The sequence below is a fragment of the Polaromonas sp. genome, from assembly GCF_030682935.1.
In the GTDB taxonomy this organism is placed as follows: domain Bacteria; phylum Pseudomonadota; class Gammaproteobacteria; order Burkholderiales; family Burkholderiaceae_C; genus Polaromonas.
Genome location: NZ_JAUXNA010000149.1, coordinates 1 through 20,404, shown reverse-complemented (window position 1 = coordinate 20,404; position 20,404 = coordinate 1). Strand labels below are relative to the sequence as shown.

Below are 20,404 nucleotides of genomic sequence, written 5' to 3'. Positions count from 1 at the left end.
GCGCGCTGATTGGCGGCGAAACCGCCGAAATGCCCGGCATGTACCCCGAGGGCGAATACGACCTGGCCGGTTTTGCCGTGGGTGCCGTGGAAAAATCGAAAATCCTGACCGGCAAAGAGGTCCAGCCCGGCGACGTGGTGCTGGGCCTGGCCAGCAGCGGCGTGCATTCCAACGGTTTCAGCCTGGTGCGCAAATGCATCGAACGCGCGGCTGCCGACCTGCCCGCCACGCTGGACGGCAAGCCCTTCAAGGAGGCCCTGATGGAGCCGACCCGCCTGTATGTCAAAATCGTGCTCGCGGCGTTGGCCCTTCATCCGATCAAGGCGCTGGCCCACATCACCGGCGGCGGCCTGCTGGAAAACATTCCCCGCGTGCTGCCCGAAGGCACGGCGGCTCATTTGAAGAAAGGCAGCTGGCCGCAAACCGAGCTGTTTGCCTGGCTGCAAAGCACCGCCGCGATTTCCGACTTTGAAATGAACCGCACCTTCAACAACGGCATTGGCATGGTGGTGGTGGTGGATGCGGCCAGCGCCGCAGCGTGCGCTGACATGCTGCGTGCGGCGGGTGAACAGGTTTACGAGATCGGCGTGATTGCGCCACTCGGCGCCGGCGCCGCCGTCATCGTCGACTAGGCCAAACAGCGTCGCGGCTCAGGGCAACACTCCAAGGTAACGCCTCATGCCCAAGCACTCCAGCACGCCTCCCCGGCGCCTGCCGGCCGCCATCTGGGCGCTGGGCTTTGTCAGCCTGCTGATGGACATTTCTTCCGAGATGATCCACAGCCTGCTGCCGGTTTTCATGGTCACCGTGCTGGGCACCAGCATGTGGGCGGTTGGCCTGATCGAAGGCGCGGCCGAGGCCACGGCCCTCGTTGTCAAGGTGTTTTCGGGTGTGCTCAGTGATTACTGGGGCAAGCGCAAGCCACTGGCCCTGCTCGGCTATGGTTTGGGCGCGGCGTCGAAGCCGCTCTTTGCGCTGGCGACCACGTCCGGCATGGTGTTGTCCGCCCGCCTGATCGACCGTGTCGGCAAAGGCCTGCGCGGTGCGCCGCGCGATGCGCTGGTGGCCGACCTGGCACCGCCCGACATGCGCGGCGCGGCGTTTGGCTTGCGCCAGTCGCTCGACACCGTGGGCGCTTTCGTCGGCCCCTTGCTCGCCATGGGCTTGATGCTGCTCTGGGCCAACGACTTCCGGGCGATTTTCTGGGTCGCCATGGTTCCGGGCTTCATGGCGGTGGCGCTGCTGCTGTTCGGCGTGCAGGAACCTGAGCGTGCCCAGCAAGCCGCAGGGGTGCCGCGCATCAACCCGATCAGCAAAGCCAACCTGCGCCGCCTGCGTGCGCCGTACTGGCGCGTCGTCGCCATTGGCGCCGTGTTCACGCTGGCCCGCTTCAGCGAGGCTTTTTTACTGCTGCGCGCGCTGCAAGGCGGCCTGCCCGTCGCTTACACGCCGCTGGTGCTTATCGCCATGAACGTCGTTTATGCCCTGGGGGCTTACCCCTTTGGCAAGCTGTCGGACAGGGTCAGCCACAGCACGCTGCTGGCGTGGGGTCTGGTGGTGCTGATCGCCGCCGATGCGGTGCTGGCCTCCAGCAGCCACCTGGGCTGGATCGCGGCCGGCATTGTGCTATGGGGGCTGCACATGGCCATGACCCAGGGCTTGCTCGCCACCATGGTGGCCGACACCGCGCCGCCTGACCTGCGCGGCACGGCCTTTGGCTTTTTCAATCTTGTCAGCGGACTGGCAATGCTGCTGGCCAGCACCGTGGCGGGCGTGCTGTGGGACCAGCTGGGCGCACCGGCCACCTTCGCGGCAGGCGCCTTTTTCAGCCTGGCTGCGCTGGCGCTGCTGTGGCGGTGGCGCAGGCCTTTGCTGCAGCCGTGACAGCCGTGGCGTGGGCGTGCTGGATTTTTCATCCAGGCTGCTTACACTGAAGTAAATGTCCTGATTTGATTGAAATATGGCCGTCATCGAGCGGATCAGGCATCGCAAGCCAGTAAAAATAAGGATTTCAACCTCTGCTACAAAGGAGCCCCTGTTATGAAAACTTGTCTGATTGTGATTGATGCGCAGGAATCCTTCCGCCATCGCCCCTATTCCACCGAGCGCGACATGCCCTCCTATCTGGCGGCGCAGAACGCGCTCATCGCGGGTTGCGTGGCTCGTGGCGTGCCGGTGGTGCGGGTGCTGCATGTGGACGGCCCCAAAACCGCCGACAACCCGTTTGCGCTGGAATCCGGCCATGTTGCGCCGCTGAAGGGTTTGACGGATTTCACCGCTACCCATACGTTTCACAAAGGTCGCCACAGCGCGCTGGTCGGCACTGGGCTCGATGTGTGGCTGACGCAAAACGGCATTGCCCGGCTCATCATCAGCGGCATCCGCACCGAGCAGTGCTGCGAAACCACCACCCGCCATGCGTCCGATCTGGGCTGGGCCGTGGACTACGTGCTGGACGCCACGCTCACTTATGACATGCAGCAACCCGACGGCAGCCCCCTGAGCGCTGCGAATATCAAGGCCCGCACCGCCACCGTGCTGAAAGACCGCTTCGCCACGATTTGCACGGTTGAGCAGGCCTTGCAGCGCGCCACGCCCGGAGCGACACCGTGATGCCAACGACGATGCAACTATGACCCCTGACAGCAACGGCAGCTTGATCGACGTCTTTTTTGTGCTGCTGCCCGATAGCCTGGTCCTGGACTGGGCCGGGCCCGCGGAGGCCTTGCGCATCGCCAACCAGGGGCTGGTGGCGCAAGGCCAGGCTGCGCGTTTTGCGCTGCACTTTGTCAGCCCCGAACCCACATCGCCCACGTCGGTGGGCGTGGCCCTGACGGGTTTGGAGCCCTTGCCTGCGCTGAACATGGCGCCGCCGTGCTGGGTGGTGCTGGTCGGCCAGCCAGGAGGCGCCATTGGGGTGGACTCTGATGCATCACGCGCCGTGCTGCACTGGCTGCGCGGCCTGCGTCTGGCCACCGGCCAGATCGAACTGGTCACCGTCTGCGCCGGTTCGGTGCTGGCCGCCCACGCCGGTTTGCTGGCCGGGCGGCGCGCCACCACGCACCACCAGCATCTGGACGAGTTGCAACGCGTCGAGCCCCAATGCGATGTGGTCGCCAACCGGGTGTTTGTGGAAGACGGGCCGGTTTTCAGCAGCGCGGGCGTCACCACCGGCATCGACCTGATGCTGCACCGCATCAGCGCCCTGTGCGGCCCAGTGCTGGCCGCCCAGGTGGCGCAAGCCATGGTGGTGGCACTGCGGCGCGGCCCGCACGACCCGGAGTTCTCGCCCTTCCTGGCATGGCGCAACCACATTCACCCCGCCCTGCACCGCGTGCAGGATGCAGTGAGCCAGGCACCCCAAACCGGCTGGACCGTGCCACGCATGGCCGCTGTGGCCCACACCTCGCCGCGCCACCTCACACGGCTTTTTCTTGAACATGCCAACATCGCACCGCTGCAATATCTGCGTCGCATCCGGCTGGCCACAGCGCAAGCGGCCCTGCAGTCGGGCTGCAATGTGACCCAGGCCGCCGAAGCGGCGGGTTTCAGCTCGGACACCCAGTTGCGCCGGGCGTGGCACCAGTTTGCCGGGGCAGGCACGCCTTCAAGTCCTGAATTGCTATCGAATAAATAGCTATAAATTCAATACCTGCAAGGGCTGTAGGCCGATTTCTATAAAATTCCAGTTTCAGGTACGGCGCAACTCGGCCAGACGCTCGCCGATGGCGTCGATGTCCAGCGCATCTTCGGCATGCGCCAGGTAGGTTTCCAGGTCGGCCACCGCGCGCGCCACTTCGCCCTGCACCGCCCAGGCCAGCCCGCGGTCACGGTACTCGAGCCAGGCATCGGGCTGCAGCACGATCAGGCGGTCCTGCACCGCAATCAGGCGCTGCCAGTCTTCCTGGGTTCTGTGAATGTCTTTGAGGTTGCGCAGCATGCGGTTGATGATCTCGCGCGGCGGCGCCGACTGCAGGTACAGGCCCATGGGAACCTCAAACTCGTCGGCCATGCCGCCGCGCGGCCTGAAGGGCTCCAGCCGCTCGGCCAGCTCTTCGCGGCTCAAGGACTGGCCACTGAAGGGATCAATCAGCACCTGGCCCTTGGGCAGGTTCACCTTGACCATGAAATGCCCGGGAAAAGCCACGCCCCGCGCGTTCAGGTCCAGGCCCAAAGCCAGCTCCAGCCACAGCACCGCCAGCGTGATGGGAATGCCGCGCCGCGTGCGCAGCACCGCGTTCAGGTAGCTGTTGTCGGGGTCGTAGTAGTCATTGACGTTGCCGCCAAAGCTCAGGTCGTAAAAGAAAAACTGGTTGAGTGCACGCAGGCGTTGCAGCGCGGGTGCGTCCGACGGCAAGCGCCGCTTCAGGCGCGCCAGCAACTGGTCGACATCGCCAAGCACCTGTTGCACGTCCAGGTCCGGGTACTCGTCCTGGGCCAGGCTGATGGCGGCTTCCAGCAAGGGAAAATGCTCATCGCTTTGCACCAGACTGGAGAAATACTGCAGCGGGGAGGGAACGTCCAAATTTAGTTGCATGGTGCTACTTTCTCACAAACCAAGCCACAGTGTGAACCAGGAAATGCAGTGCGGTTTGCCCTTGATCAATCCGAAGCGAGCCTGACCCGTTTTATCAGCGCCGCAGCAACTGGCGCAGTTTCAGCCCGGAGACCCAAAGCACTACAAAATATATAGCTGCCGACGCGCACAGAACAAGGGCTAGCAGCCAAATTCGCTGTAAATACTGGGCTTTCAGGCCGACCCAGTTCACGGCCGCTTCAGCCCACAGCAAAAACACCGCCAGCAGCGCACTGGCCGCCACGACTTGCAGCGCAAATACGCCCCAGCCGGGCGCCGGTTTGTAGCTGCCGCGCCGCATCAGGCCCAGCAGCAGCCATAGCGCATTGATCAGGGCGCCAATGCCGATCGCCAGCGCCAGCCCGGCATGCTGGAAATACGGCACCAGCGCCAGGTTGAGCAGCTGCGTGATCACCAGCACCACCACCGCGATGCGTACCGGCGTCTTGATGTCCTGGCTGGCATAAAAGCCCGGCGCCAGCACCTTGATGGCCACCAGGCCCAGCAGGCCGGCGCCATAGCCCATCAGCGCGCGCGTGGTCTGCAGCACATCGCGGTCGGTAAAGGCGCCATAGTGGTAGAGCGTTGCGACCAGCGGCTCGGCAAACGTCAGCAAGGCCACCGCGCAGGGCACCGCCAGCACCACGACGATGCGCAAGCCCCAGTCCAGCATGGCCGAGTATTTGGCGGCATCGTCCGCCGCCTTGGCGGCCGCCAGTTGCGGCGTCAGCACCACCCCGATGGCGACGCCCAGCATGGCGGTGGGAAATTCCATCAGGCGGTCCGCGTAGGTCAGCCAGCTGACGCTGCCGGGCGTGAGGTGCGAGGCGATCTGGGTGTTGATCAACAGGGAGATTTGCGCCACGCTGACGCCCAGCAAGGCCGGAACCATCAGTTTTGCGATATGCCTGGTCGCTGGATCCATCCACGCAGCCTTCACCACAGACCAGCTGAAGCCGATTTTTGGCAGCATGCCGAGTCGCCGCAGGGCCGGTACCTGCACCGCCAGCTGCAGCATGCCGCCCAGCATCACGCCGCCGCCCAGGGCGTAGACCGGCTCTATTCCCTGCGACTGGAACCAGGGCGCACCGAACCAGGCCGCGCCAATCATGGCCAGGTTGAGCAGCACCGGCGTGGCGGCGGGTACCGCAAAATGCCGCCAGGTATTGAGCACGCCAGAAGACAGCGCCACCAGTGACATGAAGCCGATGTAGGGGAACATCCAGCGCGTCATGAACACGGCGGCTTCAAAGCCGCGCGGGTCCTGTTTCAGGCCGCTGGCCATGGCCCAGACCAGCACAGGCGCCGCCGCCACGCCGGCCACGCAGGTCAGCAGCAGCGCCCACGCCAGCAGCGTCGCGACCCGGTCAATCAGCAGCTTGGTGGCGGCCTCGCCGTTTTTTGCCTTGCTGGCCGCCAGCACGGGGACAAAGGCCTGGCTGAAAGCCCCCTCGGCAAACAGCCGGCGAAACAGGTTGGGAATGCGAAAGGCCACGTTGAAGGCATCGGTCATGGCGCTGGCGCCAAAGGTCGATGCAATCAGGAGCTCTCGCGCCAAACCCGTGATTCGGGAAATCAGCGTGAACAGGGAGACGGTGGAGGCGGATTTGAAAAGTGACACAACCGGAGTTTAGGTGACAACTTTGCCAGCCGTCATATAATCATGGGCTTCGCTTGCAACATCCGCAGACTCCTCCCAGGATTAAAGGAAATTATTTATGGCTACCGCTAAACCCAAGAAAAAGAACCCCCGCCTCGCCTCCGGCCGCAAACGCGTCCGCCAGGACGTCAAACTCAACGCTGCGAACACCTCGCTGCGCTCGAAATACCGCACCGCTGTGAAAAACGTCGAAAAAGCCGTTCTCACCGGTGACAAGACCAAGGCCACTGAATTGTTTGCCAAAGCGCAAAGCATTGTGGACACGGTTGCCGACAAGGGCATCTTCCACAAGAACAAGGCAGCGCGCGACAAGAGCCGCCTGTCTGCCAAGGTCAAAGCCCTGGCACTGAAAGTTGAAGAACCGAAAGCCGCCTGATTCATTAGGCAAACCGCACGGACTGGATTTTCAAAAAATACAGTCCGCCGTTTTGTAGGGTGCGCTGCAAGCAAAGTAAAAAACCGCCAGAGTGTCATGCTCTGGCGGTTTTTTCATGTCCGGGTTTTGACGTCAGCGTTCTGGCGAATCGGGAATCAGGCAGGCTTCAGCCATCTGCAAATCGTTGTCTTTGGCAAAGTTGATCGCAAAGTCCCAGGCCATAGGCTCGGCGTCGCGCAATTGCGCGTTGACGACCACGCACTTGATGCCGTTGACGACCGTGGGCACACACCAGGGCGAGTACGTCAGGTGACTGCCGGGCTGCGGACCGCCGGGGCGGAACTGGCTCATCACGCCGCACAGCCTGTCGGCCCAGTCGCTGGGCCGGAAGGTTTTGCCAGCGTGGGTGACGCCCTGAATGAAGACTTCTTTAGCGGAGTTGGAGACCATCGGGTGGAGGGTTTGAAGCGTGCCAGGGGCGAGGGTAATGTCCCATGCTGCATCGCACAACTATTCTATCTTATATAAGACTCAGCGCTGACTGGAAGTCCGGCGCCTTCAGCGCGGACGCCTTGCGCGGCCCTGGCTTGGCGTGATGCAGCACCTTGATCAAAGACCGCAAGCACTGCGCCTAAAATCACCTCAGATCCGCAGCCGTTTATCGCGGCCTCTTTTTTGGCTATTGTCCCCGGAGCTTTCCCCATGACCGCTGCCCTTCCCTCTCATATCGAAGCCGCGTCTCCGCACGTAATGACCACCTATGCCCGTCTGCCGATCGCGCTCTCGCACGGCCAGGGCTGCCGCGTCTGGGATGTCAATGGCAAGTCCTACCTCGATGCGCTGGGCGGTATCGCCGTCAACACCCTGGGACACAACCACCCCCAACTGGTGCCCGCCCTGCAGGACCAGATTGGCAAGCTGATTCACTGTTCCAACTACTACCATGTGCCGCTTCAGGAAACGCTGGCGGCCAAGCTGGTGGAGCTGTCCGGTCTGGAAAACGTATTTTTCTGCTCCACCGGGCTGGAAGCGAATGAGGCAGCGCTGAAACTGGCGCGCAAGTTCGGCCATGACAAAGGCATTGAACGCCCCGAAATCGTGGTCTACGAAAAAGCCTTTCATGGCCGCAGCATTGCCACCCTGAGCGCCACCGGCAACCCCAAGGTGCAAGCTGGCTTTGGTCCGCTGGTCGAGGGTTTCATTCGCGTTCCCATCAACAACATCGAGGCCCTTAAAGCGGCTACCGCCGGCAACCCGAATGTGGTCGCGGTGTTTTTTGAGGCGATTCAGGGCGAAGGCGGCGTCAACAGCATGAGCGACGAGTACCTGCAGCAGACGCGCCAGCTCTGCGACGAGCGCGACTGGCTGCTCATGATCGACGAGGTGCAGTGCGGCATGGGCCGCACCGGCAAATGGTTTGCACACCAGTGGTCCGGCATCAAGCCCGATGTGATGCCGCTGGCCAAAGGACTCGGCTCAGGCGTTCCGGTGGGCGCCGTGGTGGCCGGCCCCAAAGCCGCCCATATCTTTGCGCCCGGCAACCACGGCACCACCTTTGGCGGCAATCCGCTGGCCATGCGGGCGGGTGTGGAAACCATCCGCATCATGGAAGAAGACGGCTTGCTGGCCAATGCGACCCTGGTCGGCGACCATCTGCGGGCCGCACTGACCCGTGCGCTCGCCGGCCTGAAGGGTTTCAAGGAAATCCGCGGGCGCGGCCTCATGCTGGGCATTGAGCTGGCCACGCCGTGCGGCGACCTGGTCAACCGCGCCGCCGACCATGGCCTGCTGATCAGTGTCACGGCCGACACTGTGGTGCGCATCGTGCCTTCGCTGATCCTGAGCACGGCAGAGGCCGATGAGATCGTGGCCATTTTGTGCCCCCTGATCAAGCAGTTGCTGCAGGAAAAAGAATGACCATGACCAGCACCCCGAAACCCATCAAGCATTACCTGCAGTTCAGCGACCTGAACGCCAGCGACTACGCCTACCTGTTTGAACGCGCCGCGCTCATCAAGAAAAAATTCAAGGCCTACGAAAAGCACCAGCCCTTGATTGACCGCACGCTGGTCATGATTTTCGAGAAGGCCTCGACCCGCACCCGCGTCAGCTTTGAGGCCGGCATGTACCAGCTGGGCGGCACGGTCGTCAACCTCACCACCGAAGGCAGCCAGCTGGGCCGCGCCGAGCCGATTGAAGACAGCGCCAAGGTCATCAGCCGCATGGTCGACCTGGTGATGATCCGCACCTTTGAGCAGACCAAGATCGAGCGCTTTGCCGCGCATTCACGCGTGCCGGTCATCAACGGCCTGACCAACGAATTCCATCCCTGCCAGATCCTGGCAGACATCTTCACCTACATCGAGCACCGCGGCTCCATCAAAGGCAAGACGGTGGCCTGGGTCGGCGACGGCAACAACATGGCCAACACCTGGCTGCAGGCCAGCGAAATCCTCGGCTTCACGGTGCACCTGAGCACACCAGGCGGCTACGAGGTCGACCAGTCGATCGCCGGTATCCGCTCGGCCGAGAGCTACAAAGTCTTCAAGGACCCCATGCAGGCTTGCGCCGGTGCCGACCTGGTCACCACCGACGTCTGGACCAGCATGGGCTACGAGGCCGAGAACGAAGCGCGAAAAAAGGCCTTTGCCGACTGGTGCGTGGACAGCGAGATGATGCAGGCCGCCAAACCCGATGCGCTCTTCATGCACTGCCTGCCGGCGCACCGCGGAGAAGAAGTCGAAGCCGAGGTAATTGACGGCCCGCAGTCCGTGGTGTGGGACGAAGCGGAAAATAGAATGCATGTGCAGAAGGCGCTGATGGAATACCTCTTGCTAGGCCGCATCGCCTGAATTGCGGATTGAGGCTCAAGGATGCCCGGCAAGCAGCTAAGGCCGGGGCTGTATCCAGAGCGGCTGGCGACCCTCTGTGCTACCGGCAACCGGACTGGCCAGCCTCGTCGCAGCGCAGCCGCTGCAACTGCTGCATGCGCCGCAGCCCGGCTTTTCTCCCAGACTCTTCTGCATGCGCCCGAGCCGGCGGCGAAGCCCTGCGGGCATCCAGTACCACAGCGCGTACGCAGCAGCCAGGGCCACCATGACGCCCACAATCCATTGTTGCCACATGATCAGGCCCCGCCCCACAGCAAGGCCAGCCGATAGGTGATCCAGCTCGCGCCATAGGCCAGCGCAAACAGGTAGCCCGCCATGAACAGGGCATAACGCCAGCTGTTGGTCTCGCGCCGCACCGTCACCAGAGTAGAAATACATTGCGGCGCAAACACGTACCAGACCAGCAGCGACAGGGCTGTCGCCATCGACCAGCTTTGCGCAATCACGGGTCCGAGCGCTGAGGCCATGTCCGTGCCCGTGCCCGTCGCCGAGAGCGCATACACCGTACCCAGCGCGCCCACCGCCACTTCACGCGCTGCCAGGCCCGGCACCAGCGCGATGGAAATCTGCCAGTTAAAGCCAATGGGTGCAAAAATGACTTGCAACGCATGCCCCAGCTGCCCGGCCAGGCTGAACTGGATCGCCGGACCAACGGCGCCCTCGGGCGGTGCCGGGAAGGTGGACAAAAACCAAAGCAGCACCGTGAGCGCCAGGATGATGCCGCCCACGCGCTTTAAAAAGATCATGGCCCGCTCATGCAAGCCCATGGCGAGCTGGCGCAGGCTGGGCATCCGGTAGGCCGGCAACTCCATGATCAGCGGCGTGGGCCGTGCATGGCCGCGCCACAGCTTGAACACCGCCGCCACCGCCATGGCGCTCACAATGCCGCCTGCGTAGAGGGCAAACATCACCAGTCCCTGCAGGTTAAAAACGCCCGCCACCGTGCGGCTGGGAATGAAGGCGCCAATCAAGAGCGCATACACCGGCAGTCGGGCCGAACAGGTCATGAGCGGCGCAATCATGATGGTCACCAGCCGGTCGCGCCAGTGGGTAATGGTGCGCGTGGCCATCACGCCGGGAATCGCGCAGGCAAAGCTCGACAGCAGCGGAATGAATGATCGCCCCGACAGGCCCACGCCGCCCATCACGCGGTCCAGCAAAAACGCGGCGCGCGGCAGGTAGCCCGAATCCTCCAGTAGCAGAATGAAAAAGAACAGGATCAGAATCTGTGGCAAAAACACCAGTACGCCACCCGCGCCCGCCAAAATTCCGTCGGCCAGCAAGCTCTGGAGCACGCCCTCGGGCATGTGCGTGCGCAACAGGGCCGACAGCCCATCGACGGCTGACTTGATCGCCTCCATGGGTAGCGTGGCCCAGCTGAACACCGCCTGGAACATCATGAACAAAATAATGGCCAGCAGCAGCATGCCCCACAGCGGGTGCAGCACCACCCGGTCGATGGCATCGTCGGCGTGCAGACTGTCAGCCGGTGCCTGCACGGCCAGCCGCAGGATGCGGCGCACCTCCAGCTGGGTGTCCATGACCTGATCGAAGGTCGGCGCCTGCCACTTCACCGACCCGGCGGGGTTTCCCGTTGGTGCCGGCCAGTCGCCCAGGAAATGCAACAGTTCGCGGGCACCGTCGTGGCGCACGCCCACGGTTTCCAGCACCGGCATGCCCAGTTCGCGGGACAGCAGCTCGCGGTCGATCACGATGCCGGCGCGCCGGGCCGCATCGCTCATGTTGAGCGCCAGCACCATGGGCAAACCGAGCGCCCGCGCTTCCAGCACCAGACGCAGGTTGAGCTGCAGGTTGGTGGCATCGGCCACGCAGACCAGCCGGTCAGGCAGGGATTCGCCGGGTCGCTGCCCGATGACGATGTCGCGGGTAACGGCCTCGTCCGCGCTCAAGGCGTTGAGGCTGTAGGCGCCGGGCAGGTCCAGCACCATCACGCGATGGCTCGAAGCGGTCAGCACCTGGCCCTCTTTGCGCTCCACTGTCACGCCCGCATAGTTGGCCACTTTCTGGCGGCTGCCGGTCAGCAGGTTGAACAGGGCGGTTTTGCCGCAGTTGGGATTGCCCAGCAAGGCCACGCGCAAGGGCGTGGCAATAACGTTTGCAGCGTTTGTCATGCCTTGCTTGCCTCCATCGCCAGCGGACTCACGCGGATCAGCGCCGCCTCGTGGCTGCGCAGGGCAAATGTCGTCTGTCCCACCCGCACCGCCACCGGATCGCCGCCCGGAAAACCCCGCGCCATCACGCGCACCAACTCGCCTGGGAGAAACCCGATTTCAAGCAGACGGAGCAGCACTTCGCCGTCTTCGGTGTCCACAGCAGGCATCAGCCTGACCACCCGCGCCGATATACGGCGCGGCAACTCATGGAGCCCGATGTCTGACTCGCCGCTCATGGAACCGGCCTCTGGGTCATAGCAACATCCATTCTTTTTAAATGATAATGATTCTCATTATATATGCTACAACCAGCGACTGATCCTTTTCAATTCCGTCGGGCCACCGGCCTTACGGGCGAAAGCGCAGGGTTGGGTTAAAGCGCCTCGCCGGCAACCTCTAGTCCAAGGCGCTTAACCACGCCCGACAAACGGCATCTTCGTGGCCATGATGGTCATGAACTGCACGTTGGTCGACAGCGGCAGCGCCGCCATGTGCACCACCGCATCGGCCACTTCTTTGGCATCCATCATGGGCTCAATCGCGATCTCGCCGTTGGCCTGCAGCACGCCTTGGGTCATGCGCGCCGACAGCTCGGTCAGCGCGTTGCCGATGTCAATCTGGCCGCAAGCGATGTTGTGCTGGCGGCCGTCGAGCGAGAGGGATTTGGTCAGGCCCGTGATGGCATGCTTGGTCGCGGTGTAGGACGCCGAGTTGGGCCGGGGTGCGTGCGCGGAGATCGAGCCATTGTTGATGATGCGGCCGCCTTGCGGCAGCTGCTCCTTCATCAACCTGAACGCACCTTGCGCGCAAAGAAACGAGCCCGTCAGGTTGATGTTGACGACGTTTTGCCATTGCTCAAAAGCGATGTCCTCAAAATTGACGCCAATGCCGCTCACGCCAGCGTTGTTGACGAGCACATCGAGCCGGCCATACACCGCCTTGATTTTGGCAAACAGCGCGTTCACTGATTCGGGCCGGCTCACATCGGTGGGCACAGCCAGGGCGCGGCCTGTCCCGGACTCCTGGGCCACGGCATTGAGCGGCTCGATGCGCCGCCCGGCCAGCACCACGCGGTAGCCCTCGCGCAAAAAGGCCAGCGCCACGGCCCGGCCAATGCCGGTGCCTGCGCCAGTCACGAGGGCCACTTTGTGGTGGGCCTGGTTGTTCAGATTGCTGTCGATCATGGTGTTCCTATGTCTCTTTGTATCGGTGTGCACGGGGACGGTAGGCTGGCAGCCGCCCCCGTCATTTCAATTGTGCATGACCCGGATGCGCTACCGACAAGGACTGGAGACTTCAAAAATCTTCTGCGCGTGCTGGAAATAATCGACACCACGGTTTTTTCAGCGCGGCTATCTTTCCCACATACCCTTTCCAGGTTTAATGTTTGTGCTTGCCATGGTCCATGGCGGACATGTCGCCGGCCTTGGCCCCAGGCGCGACCGCAGCCACCGGCACCTTGAGTTCAACTTTGCTCTCGACGCCCTTGGCGTCCTGGAACACCAGTGTCAGCAGCACGGTGCTGTCCTTGGGCAAGGGCGCCTTCAGGTCCATCAGCATCATGTGGTAACCACCGGGCTTGAGTTCCAGCGTCTTGCCGGCGGGAATATCCAGAACGGAAACTGCGCGCATTTTCATGATGTCGCCGTCCATCTTCATTTCGTGGACTTCCGTCACGCCGGCCGCCGGTGACGCGACCGCGACCAGTTTGGCACCGTCTTTGGCAGTTATTTTCATGAAGGCGCCGGTGGCATTTTGGCCCGGCACCGTGGTGCGGACCCAGGCGTCCCTGACTTCAACGGTTTGGGCGTAGACGCTGCCACAAGACAGGGCGGCGATCAGGGTCAGTGCTTTGAGTTTCATGGTGTTTTCTTTAAAAATATCAAAAAGTTGGCGTGCGTCGCCCGGTTTCGGAAAGAGATGGTCAGGTCGTGCCCGCGCGGCAACCCCTGGTGTGCAGTGCGTTCGGGCGAACGGTTTGCTGGATTGGCGCTTGGCGCCCTGAAAATATCAATCAAATCAGCCTCTAGCCCTTATTCATCGGGCGCAAGGTGCTATGAATTCAATAGTTCAGGAGAAAGCGGGCGGCCCGCGCGCTGGCAGCGGTGCCGCGGTGAGCGCGGCAAGATGAGCGGCCGGAATGCTTTGCTGCACATAGGCCAGCGGCTGAAGCGGCTCGGCGCTCAGACGCGCAAACGGCGGCGGTGGCGCGCTGGTAGCCGCGCACAGGGGGCAATCGAGCGCCGGGCTGGCAGCCTCTTGGCTGCCGTCATCGGTCGTGAACAACACCTTCATCACACCGGCGCTGGAGCAGATCAGCGCCATCGCCTGCGGCTTGACGATGGGCGAAGCAATCGCGACCCCGACAGACAGCGCAAACCACACCAGCACGAAGCGGGCGATCAGGTGGGCGTTGCGCAGGGTCTGCATCGCTGGAGTTTACATGGCGGCCGCGACGAAGACTCAGGCCTGCTCGGGCTTGTCGCCATAAAGCCAGGGCAGGTCCAGCACCTTCTCGCCCAACAGCTGGAGCGAGGCATTGCGCGCCCAGCGCAGCGCGCCGTCGGCATGAAAGATCTGGCCGTTGCGCAGCGAGCGGGCTTGCACCCGGGCATTGCGCTGCCAGCGCCTGAGCGCGTAGCGCTGCAGCAGCGCGGGCACCTCGAAGGCCGGGTCCAGCGCCTGGCCCAGGGCGCGGCCCAACTCGGCCGCATCTTCAATCGCCATGCCCGCGCCTTGCGCCAGGTAGGGGCGCATCGGGTGCGCGGCATCGCCCAACAGGGCCACGAGGCCCTGCGCCTGCTGGTGCGCGCCGCGCATGGGCGGGCGGTCGCACAGCGGCCAGAGCCGCCAGCCCACGGCGGCGGCGTCGCCCGGGGCCTCGCCGCACGCCGTCACCGCATCGATCAGTTCGCGCAGCGGCGCCGCCGTGTGTGCCAGCGCGGCCTGCAGCCCGGCGGCGTGGGCCGCGTGGTCCCAGCTTTGCAGATCACGCTCGACCTGGCCGTGCACGATGGCCACCACGTTGAGCCAGTCGCCGCCGCGCACCGGGTACTGCACCACATGCAGCCTGGGGCCCAGCCAGGCCGTGACCTGCTGGCTGCGCAGCCGCTCGGGCAAGCCCGCCTGCGGCAGCATGGCGCGGTAGGCCAGGTGTCCCGTGACGCGCGGCGGGCCGTCGTTCAGCAGCTGCTCGCGCACGCGGCTCCACAGGCCGTCGGCGCCGACGAGCGCATCGCCTTCCACCTCCAGGCCTTCCGTGGTCTTGATCGTCACCACAGATCCGTTGTCGGTAAACTGGGCGACCGCGCTGCTGAGGTTGAGCCACACGTTGGCACGCGCCTGCACCGCGTCCAGCAGCAGGCCGTGCAGGTCAGCGCGGGCAATGGTGGCGTAGGGCGCACCGTACGTTTGCACGGCCCGCTCGCCCAGCGGCAGCACGCCCAGCACCTGGCCCGACAGCGCATCGCGCACCTGCAGCCGGTCCGGGAATGCCGCCACGCGCGCCAGTCCAGCCTCCAGCCCCCAGCCATGCAGCACCCGCACCACATTGGGGCCGAGCTGAATGCCGGCACCGACCTCGCCAAAGGCGGGCGCCCTTTCATACAGGCGTACATCCCAGCCCGCACGTGACGCGGACAAGGCGGCCGCCAGCCCGCCTATGCCGCCGCCCACCACCAGCGCCTGCCGCATCATTGGGCCAGCAACTGCCTGAGCACGAACGGCAAGATGCCGCCGTTGCGGTAGTAGTCCACTTCAATCGGCGTGTCCACACGAAGAATCACCGCGACTTCCTGGCGCGAGCCGTCGGCACGCGTGATGACCAGTTTGGCCTCGCTTTGCGGCTTGAGTTCGGGGTGCGGAATCACGTCAATGACTTCCGAGCCAATCAGCTTGAGGGTCTGCCACGACTCGCCCGGCTTGAACTGCAGCGGCAGCACGCCCATGCCGACCAGATTGCTGCGGTGAATGCGCTCGAAACTGCCAGCCACCACGGCCTTGATGCCCAGCAGCTGCGTGCCCTTGGCGGCCCAGTCGCGGCTCGACCCGGTGCCGTATTCCTCGCCGGCAAAAATCACCGTGGGCGTGCCTTCGGCCATGTATTTCATGGCGGCATCGTAGATGGGCATCTTTTGAATGACGCTGTCGGGCATGCGACTGGCCGGGTGGTACAGCGTGACGCCGCCCTCCTCGCGCGAACCGTCCTTGCCGGCCGGAATCATCTGGTTTTTGATGCGCACATTGGCAAAAGTGCCGCGCATCATCACATCGTGGTTGCCGCGGCGCGCGCCGTAGCTGTTGAAATCAGCCTTTTGCACGCCGTGCGCCTGCAGCCACAGGCCGGCGGGCGAGCTGGCCTTGATGGAACCCGCGGGCGAAATATGGTCGGTGGTGATGGAGTCGCCGAACAGCGCCATGATGCGTGCGCCCTTCACGGAAAAAGCATTATTTTGGCCACTGGCACCCGCCGCACCTGCGGGAGGCGCTTCCATTTCCATAGCAAAATCCTTGAAGAACGGTGGCTCGGCGATGTAGGTGCTGGCCGGCCAGGTGTAACTGGTGCCGCTGACGCCCCTGATTTTTTCCCAGAGCTTGCCCGGCTCGGTGCTGATCTTGGCGTAATTGGCCCGGAAGGCCTTGCCATTCATGGCGTACTTCATGAGCTTTTCGATCTCTTCGCTGGTGGGCCAGATGTCGCCGAGGTACACATCCTTGCCACCCTTTCCTTTGCCGACCGGCTCGGTCATCAGGTCGCGCATCACCGTGCCGGCAATGGCGTAGGCCACCACCAGCGGCGGGCTGGCCAGAAAGTTGGCCTTGAGGTTGGGGTGAATGCGGGCTTCGAAGTTGCGGTTACCTGACAGCACTGCAGCGCACACCAGCTCGCTCTTGTTGATCGCTTCGTTGAGCTCGGGCGTCAGGTCGCCGGAATTGCCGATGCAGGTGGTGCAACCATCACCGGCCAGCGCAAAGCCCAGCTTCTCCAGATAGGGCAGGAGGCCGGTTTCCGTCAGGTATTCGGTCACGATACGTGAGCCGGGCGCCAGCGAGGTCTTGATGTGCGGCTGTACCTTCAGGCCGGCCTCCACCGCTTTTTTGGCCAGCAGGCCGGCGGCCAGCAGCACGCTGGGGTTGGAGGTGTTGGTGCAACTGGTAATGGCAGCAATCAGCACGTCGCCATTGCCGAGCGTCAAGGCCTTGGTCTTGTCGTTCGGCAACTCGCACACCGTCACGGGATGGCGCCCCGCAGCTTGCGCCGTGGCCAGTGTCGGGCGGTTGCTGACCATTTCCACCACATCGCGCGCGGCGCCAGGCTGCGGCGACGGCGCCTCCTCGGCCGGGCCGCCTTCGCCGCAACCTACCCGATGGCGCTGCGACAGGCGTTCGGCGGGCTGGTTAAAGCCGTTTTCTGCGATGGGCTTGCTGAACAGCGACTCGAACTGTTGGGCTACCTGACCGAGTTCAATGCGGTCTTGAGGCCGCTTGGGGCCCGCCAGGCTGGGCGTCACATCGCCCAGGTCGAGCTGGACCACCTGCGAGTAATCAATCTCGCCCGCCCTGGCCACGCCGAACAGGCCTTGCGCCCTGAAGTAAGCCTCAAAGGCCTCGATCTCTGCCTTGGTTCGCCCGGTGCCCTTGAAGTAGTCAATGGTTTTCTCATCCACCGGAAAGAAACCCATGGTGGCGCCATACTCAGGCGCCATATTGCCAATCGTGGCGCGGTCGGGCAGCGCCAGCGTGCGCGTGCCTTCGCCGAAAAACTCGACAAACTTGCCCACCACTTTTTCACGGCGCAGAGTTTCAGTCACGCGTAGCACCAGGTCGGTGGCGGTGACGCCTTCCCGCAACCGTCCGGTCAACTCAAAACCCACCACGTCAGGGGTCAGCATGTAGACCGGCTGGCCCAGCATGGCGGCCTCCGCTTCAATACCGCCGACGCCCCAGCCGACCACCCCGATGCCGTTGATCATGGTGGTGTGGCTGTCAGTGCCGACCAAGGTGTCGGGGTAGTAAACACTCTCTTTGGTCTGGTGCACGCCGCGCGCCAGGTATTCGAGATTGACCTGGTGCACGATGCCAAAGCCGGGCGGCACCACGCCAAAGGTGTCAAAGGCCTGCATGCCCCATTTCATGAAGTCGTCGCGTTCGCGGTTGCGCTGGAATTCGAGCTTCATGTTCAGGTCCAGCGAATTCTTTTTGCCGAAGTGGTCGACCATGATGGAGTGGTCCACCACCAGGTCCACCGGCACCAGCGGCTCAATCGACTTCGGGTTCTTGCCCAGCTTCAGGGCCACGCTGCGCATGGCGGCCAGATCGGCCAGCAGGGGAACGCCGGTAAAGTCCTGCAGCACCACGCGCGAGACGACAAACGGAATTTCCTCGGTGCGCGCGGCATTGGGCCGCCAGTTGGCCAGCTCCTCGACATGCGCTGCCGTGACCTTTTTGCCATCGCAGTTGCGCAGCACCGATTCGAGCACGATGCGCAAGGACACCGGCAGGCGCGACACATTCGGGAACTGCCTGGCCAGCGCGGGCAAGGCGTAAAACTTGCCGGTCTTGCCCGAGGCGGTTTTGAAGTTTTTGAGGGTCGATGCAAAGGCGTGGGAACGCGAGCGGGAAGGGGCGCGTGCGGAGGCGGGTGATTTGGCCATGGCAATCTCCTTGTTGTTAAAACATCCTCCGCCATTTTGGCACTCACCCGGCCCATCGGGCAAAGCGCTGCCACATACCCGGCGCCAATCCGAGTTTTGCGCGGCGCGCGATGGACAATAGCGGCATGACGACCCAGACTCCCGAACTGCTTTTACCCGCCGGCTCGCTCGACAAAATGCGCGCTGCCTACGACTTTGGCGCCGACGCGGTGTACGCCGGCCAGCCGCGCTATTCGCTGCGCGCGCGCAACAACGAATTCCGGCTGGAGCAGATCCAGACCGGCATCGAAGAAGCCCACGCGCGCGGCAAAAAATTCTTTGTCACCAGCAACCTGCTGCCGCACAACGACAAGGTGCGTACCTACCTGCGCGACATCGAGCCGGTGATTGCGATGAAGCCCGACGCGCTGATCATGGCCGACCCGGGCCTGATCATGATGGTGCGCGAAAAATGGCCCGAGGTGCCGATTCACCTGTCGGTGCAGGCCAACACCGTGAACTGGGCTGCGGTAAGGTTCTGGCAAAAGATCGGCGTGGCGCGCATCATCCTGTCGCGCGAGCTGAGCCTGGACGAGATCGAAAAAATCCGCCAGGAATGCCCCGACATAGAGCTCGAAGTGTTCGTGCATGGCGCGCTGTGCATTGCGTATTCGGGCCGCTGCCTGCTGTCGGGCTACTTCAACCGGCGCGACTCCAACCAGGGCACCTGCACCAACGCCTGCCGCTGGGACTACACGACGCAGGCTGGCACCGACGACACTGATTCGGGCGAAGTCCAGCCGCTCCAGCTGGAGGACGACTTCAATTTTTCCGAAGCGCAGCAAGAGGCCGAACAGGCCTTCGCGGCCTGCGGCGGCAGCCCGCGCCACCCGCTGGCCGAGCGGGTCTATCTGCTCGAAGAAAAAGAGCGCCCCGGCCAGCTGTTGCCCATCATGGAAGACGAGCATGGCACCTACATCATGAACAGCAAGGACCTGCGGGCGGTCGAGCATGTAGCCCGGCTGGTCAAAATCGGCGTCGATTCGCTGAAGATTGAGGGCCGCACCAAGAGCCAGTATTACGTCTCGCGCACCGCGCAGGTCTACCGCCGCGCCATTGACGACGCGGTGGCCGGCCGGCCGTTCAACCCGGCCCTGATCACCGAACTCGAAGGCCTGGCCAATCGCGGCTACACCCCCGGTTTTCTGGAACGCCGCCCGGCGCAGGACACCCAGAACTACGAAACCGGAAGTTCCGAAATGCGCCGCAGCCAGTTTGTCGGCGAAGTCAAATCCACCCGAGACGGCTGGGCCGAGGTCGAAACCAAAAACCGCTTTCAGGTCGGCGACACGCTCGAAGTCATTCACCCCGGCGGCAACCGAACGGTGCAGGTGACGTGCATGAAGAACCTGGATGGCGAGGAAATCAGCGTGGCATCGGGCAGTCCGCTGCGCGTGTGGATTCCGCTGGAAGCACCGGCCGGCGGGGCGCTGCTGGCGCGGATTTTCGAATAAAGAACAGGCACTCAGCCCACGCCCAATTTACGGAAACAGCTACTGAATTGATAGCAATAAAAAAGCGACCCGAAAGCCGCTTTTTTATTCAGCAGGCGAGCCTCTTATGCAGGCACGCCATCTTTCACGGTATCAGCCATATCGGTGTAATCCTTGACCTGGTCAAAGTTCAGGTACTGATAAACCTGTTCGCTGGCGACCGTGAGGACTTGCATGTCGGACATGTACTCCGCCTTGGTCGGAATGCGGCCCAGCTTGGAGCAGATCGCGGCCAGTTCGGCGGAGCCCAGGTACACATTGGAGTTCTTGCCAAGGCGGTTCGGGAAGTTGCGGGTCGAGGTGGAGAACACGGTCGCGCCCTCTTTGACCTGCGCCTGGTTGCCCATGCACAGGCTGCAGCCTGGCATTTCCATACGCGCACCGGCCGAGCCCAACACGCCGTAATGGCCTTCTTCGCTCAGTTGCTTGGCATCCATCTTGGTCGGTGGCGCCATCCAGAGCTTGACCGGAATGTCGCGCTTGTTTTCAAGCAGCTTGGAAGCAGCGCGGAAGTGGCCGATGTTGGTCATGCAGCTGCCGAT

At 63.3% G+C, this 20,404-nt stretch carries 19 protein-coding genes; 8 read left to right on the top strand and 11 right to left on the bottom strand.

Annotation, left to right across the window (positions count from 1 at the left end; genetic code table 11):
- The 4 genes from purM to Q8K05_RS07105 form a co-directional block, all read left to right on the top strand.
- The coding region (gene purM / locus Q8K05_RS07120; protein ID WP_305245811.1) for a phosphoribosylformylglycinamidine cyclo-ligase at positions 1-632 on the top strand (632 nt) is incomplete at its 5' end.
- Between the two features lie 46 nt (positions 633-678).
- Positions 679-1,884: an MFS transporter gene (locus Q8K05_RS07115; protein WP_305245810.1), complete on the top strand. Its 1,206-nt coding sequence runs from the start codon at positions 679-681 to the stop codon at positions 1,882-1,884.
- A gap of 156 nt (positions 1,885-2,040) precedes the next feature.
- Entirely contained in the window at positions 2,041-2,613 is a 573-nt protein-coding gene (locus Q8K05_RS07110; RefSeq protein ID WP_305245809.1) for a cysteine hydrolase family protein, read from the top strand.
- A gap of 19 nt (positions 2,614-2,632) precedes the next feature.
- On the top strand, positions 2,633-3,637 hold the full coding sequence (locus tag Q8K05_RS07105) for a GlxA family transcriptional regulator (RefSeq protein WP_305245808.1): 1,005 nt from the start codon (positions 2,633-2,635) through the stop codon (positions 3,635-3,637).
- A 54-nt stretch (positions 3,638-3,691) separates the two neighbouring features.
- Here the strand turns inward: Q8K05_RS07105 and Q8K05_RS07100 are convergent, their stop codons facing one another.
- Positions 3,692-4,537: a SirB1 family protein gene (locus tag Q8K05_RS07100; protein WP_305245807.1), complete on the bottom strand. Its 846-nt coding sequence runs from the start codon at positions 4,535-4,537 to the stop codon at positions 3,692-3,694.
- 94 nt (positions 4,538-4,631) lie between these two features.
- Positions 4,632-6,197: a murein biosynthesis integral membrane protein MurJ gene (gene murJ / locus Q8K05_RS07095; protein ID WP_305245806.1), complete on the bottom strand. Its 1,566-nt coding sequence runs from the start codon at positions 6,195-6,197 to the stop codon at positions 4,632-4,634.
- A gap of 97 nt (positions 6,198-6,294) precedes the next feature.
- Here murJ and rpsT point away from each other — a divergent pair, with 97 nt between their 5' ends.
- Positions 6,295-6,612: a 30S ribosomal protein S20 gene (gene rpsT / locus Q8K05_RS07090; protein WP_305245805.1), complete on the top strand. Its 318-nt coding sequence runs from the start codon at positions 6,295-6,297 to the stop codon at positions 6,610-6,612.
- Between the two features lie 132 nt (positions 6,613-6,744).
- On the opposite strand, the gene Q8K05_RS07085 is transcribed toward rpsT, so the two are convergent.
- The gene (locus tag Q8K05_RS07085) at positions 6,745-7,062 is read right to left on the bottom strand and encodes a DUF3579 domain-containing protein (RefSeq protein WP_305245804.1); all 318 of its coding nucleotides are present in this window, start codon (positions 7,060-7,062) and stop codon (positions 6,745-6,747) included.
- Between the two features lie 252 nt (positions 7,063-7,314).
- Between Q8K05_RS07085 and Q8K05_RS07080 the strand changes: the two genes are divergently transcribed.
- Together Q8K05_RS07080 and argF are read left to right on the top strand one after the other, a co-directional pair.
- Complete coding sequence (locus Q8K05_RS07080; protein ID WP_305245803.1) at positions 7,315-8,529, top strand: aspartate aminotransferase family protein; 1,215 nt, start codon at positions 7,315-7,317, stop codon at positions 8,527-8,529.
- Positions 8,530-8,531: 2 nt separating this feature from the next.
- Positions 8,532-9,464, top strand: coding sequence for an ornithine carbamoyltransferase (argF, locus tag Q8K05_RS07075; protein ID WP_305245802.1), 933 nt, complete (start codon positions 8,532-8,534; stop codon positions 9,462-9,464).
- 275 nt (positions 9,465-9,739) lie between these two features.
- Here the strand turns inward: argF and Q8K05_RS07070 are convergent, their stop codons facing one another.
- The 7 genes from Q8K05_RS07070 to Q8K05_RS07040 form a co-directional block, all read right to left on the bottom strand.
- Entirely contained in the window at positions 9,740-11,635 is a 1,896-nt protein-coding gene (locus Q8K05_RS07070) for a ferrous iron transporter B (RefSeq protein ID WP_305245801.1), read from the bottom strand.
- Positions 11,632-11,913: a FeoA family protein gene (locus Q8K05_RS07065; RefSeq protein ID WP_305245800.1), complete on the bottom strand. Its 282-nt coding sequence runs from the start codon at positions 11,911-11,913 to the stop codon at positions 11,632-11,634. Before Q8K05_RS07065 ends, Q8K05_RS07070 begins: the two co-directional genes overlap by 4 nt.
- 174 nt (positions 11,914-12,087) lie before the next feature.
- Positions 12,088-12,861 (bottom strand): SDR family oxidoreductase, encoded by a 774-nt coding sequence (locus Q8K05_RS07060; RefSeq protein ID WP_305245799.1) that lies wholly within the window; start codon positions 12,859-12,861, stop codon positions 12,088-12,090.
- 196 nt (positions 12,862-13,057) lie between these two features.
- Positions 13,058-13,540: a copper chaperone PCu(A)C gene (locus Q8K05_RS07055; protein WP_305245798.1), complete on the bottom strand. Its 483-nt coding sequence runs from the start codon at positions 13,538-13,540 to the stop codon at positions 13,058-13,060.
- A gap of 207 nt (positions 13,541-13,747) precedes the next feature.
- Positions 13,748-14,107 carry a DUF2946 domain-containing protein gene (locus Q8K05_RS07050; protein ID WP_305245797.1) on the bottom strand — a complete coding sequence of 120 codons (360 nt, stop codon included), beginning with the start codon at positions 14,105-14,107 and terminating at the stop codon, positions 13,748-13,750.
- A gap of 33 nt (positions 14,108-14,140) precedes the next feature.
- The gene (locus tag Q8K05_RS07045; protein ID WP_305245796.1) at positions 14,141-15,373 is read right to left on the bottom strand and encodes an FAD-dependent monooxygenase; all 1,233 of its coding nucleotides are present in this window, start codon (positions 15,371-15,373) and stop codon (positions 14,141-14,143) included.
- Positions 15,370-18,330 carry an aconitate hydratase gene (locus Q8K05_RS07040; RefSeq protein ID WP_305245795.1) on the bottom strand — a complete coding sequence of 987 codons (2,961 nt, stop codon included), beginning with the start codon at positions 18,328-18,330 and terminating at the stop codon, positions 15,370-15,372. The genes Q8K05_RS07045 and Q8K05_RS07040 overlap by 4 nt, the downstream gene beginning before the upstream one ends.
- A gap of 125 nt (positions 18,331-18,455) precedes the next feature.
- Between Q8K05_RS07040 and yegQ the strand changes: the two genes are divergently transcribed.
- The gene (yegQ, locus tag Q8K05_RS07035) at positions 18,456-19,823 is read left to right on the top strand and encodes a tRNA 5-hydroxyuridine modification protein YegQ (protein WP_305245794.1); all 1,368 of its coding nucleotides are present in this window, start codon (positions 18,456-18,458) and stop codon (positions 19,821-19,823) included.
- A 104-nt stretch (positions 19,824-19,927) separates the two neighbouring features.
- Here yegQ and Q8K05_RS07030 read toward each other — a convergent pair.
- A partial coding sequence (locus tag Q8K05_RS07030; protein ID WP_305245793.1) for an aconitase family protein occupies positions 19,928-20,404 on the bottom strand: 477 nt, incomplete at its 5' end.

Coding starts and splice junctions, on each gene's coding strand:
- Q8K05_RS07050 (WP_305245797.1), bottom strand. CDS start 14,107: ATGCAGACCCTGCGCAACGCCCACCTGATCGCCCGCTTCGTGCTGGTG.
- Q8K05_RS07115 (WP_305245810.1), top strand. CDS start 679: ATGCCCAAGCACTCCAGCACGCCTCCCCGGCGCCTGCCGGCCGCCATC.
- Q8K05_RS07065 (WP_305245800.1), bottom strand. CDS start 11,913: ATGAGCGGCGAGTCAGACATCGGGCTCCATGAGTTGCCGCGCCGTATA.
- Q8K05_RS07105 (WP_305245808.1), top strand. CDS start 2,633: ATGACCCCTGACAGCAACGGCAGCTTGATCGACGTCTTTTTTGTGCTG.
- Q8K05_RS07060 (WP_305245799.1), bottom strand. CDS start 12,861: ATGATCGACAGCAATCTGAACAACCAGGCCCACCACAAAGTGGCCCTC.
- rpsT (WP_305245805.1), top strand. CDS start 6,295: ATGGCTACCGCTAAACCCAAGAAAAAGAACCCCCGCCTCGCCTCCGGC.
- yegQ (WP_305245794.1), top strand. CDS start 18,456: ATGACGACCCAGACTCCCGAACTGCTTTTACCCGCCGGCTCGCTCGAC.
- Q8K05_RS07045 (WP_305245796.1), bottom strand. CDS start 15,373: ATGATGCGGCAGGCGCTGGTGGTGGGCGGCGGCATAGGCGGGCTGGCG.
- Q8K05_RS07080 (WP_305245803.1), top strand. CDS start 7,315: ATGACCGCTGCCCTTCCCTCTCATATCGAAGCCGCGTCTCCGCACGTA.
- Q8K05_RS07040 (WP_305245795.1), bottom strand. CDS start 18,330: ATGGCCAAATCACCCGCCTCCGCACGCGCCCCTTCCCGCTCGCGTTCC.
- Q8K05_RS07085 (WP_305245804.1), bottom strand. CDS start 7,062: ATGGTCTCCAACTCCGCTAAAGAAGTCTTCATTCAGGGCGTCACCCAC.
- Q8K05_RS07110 (WP_305245809.1), top strand. CDS start 2,041: ATGAAAACTTGTCTGATTGTGATTGATGCGCAGGAATCCTTCCGCCAT.
- Q8K05_RS07055 (WP_305245798.1), bottom strand. CDS start 13,540: ATGAAACTCAAAGCACTGACCCTGATCGCCGCCCTGTCTTGTGGCAGC.
- Q8K05_RS07100 (WP_305245807.1), bottom strand. CDS start 4,537: ATGCAACTAAATTTGGACGTTCCCTCCCCGCTGCAGTATTTCTCCAGT.
- argF (WP_305245802.1), top strand. CDS start 8,532: ATGACCAGCACCCCGAAACCCATCAAGCATTACCTGCAGTTCAGCGAC.
- Q8K05_RS07070 (WP_305245801.1), bottom strand. CDS start 11,635: ATGACAAACGCTGCAAACGTTATTGCCACGCCCTTGCGCGTGGCCTTG.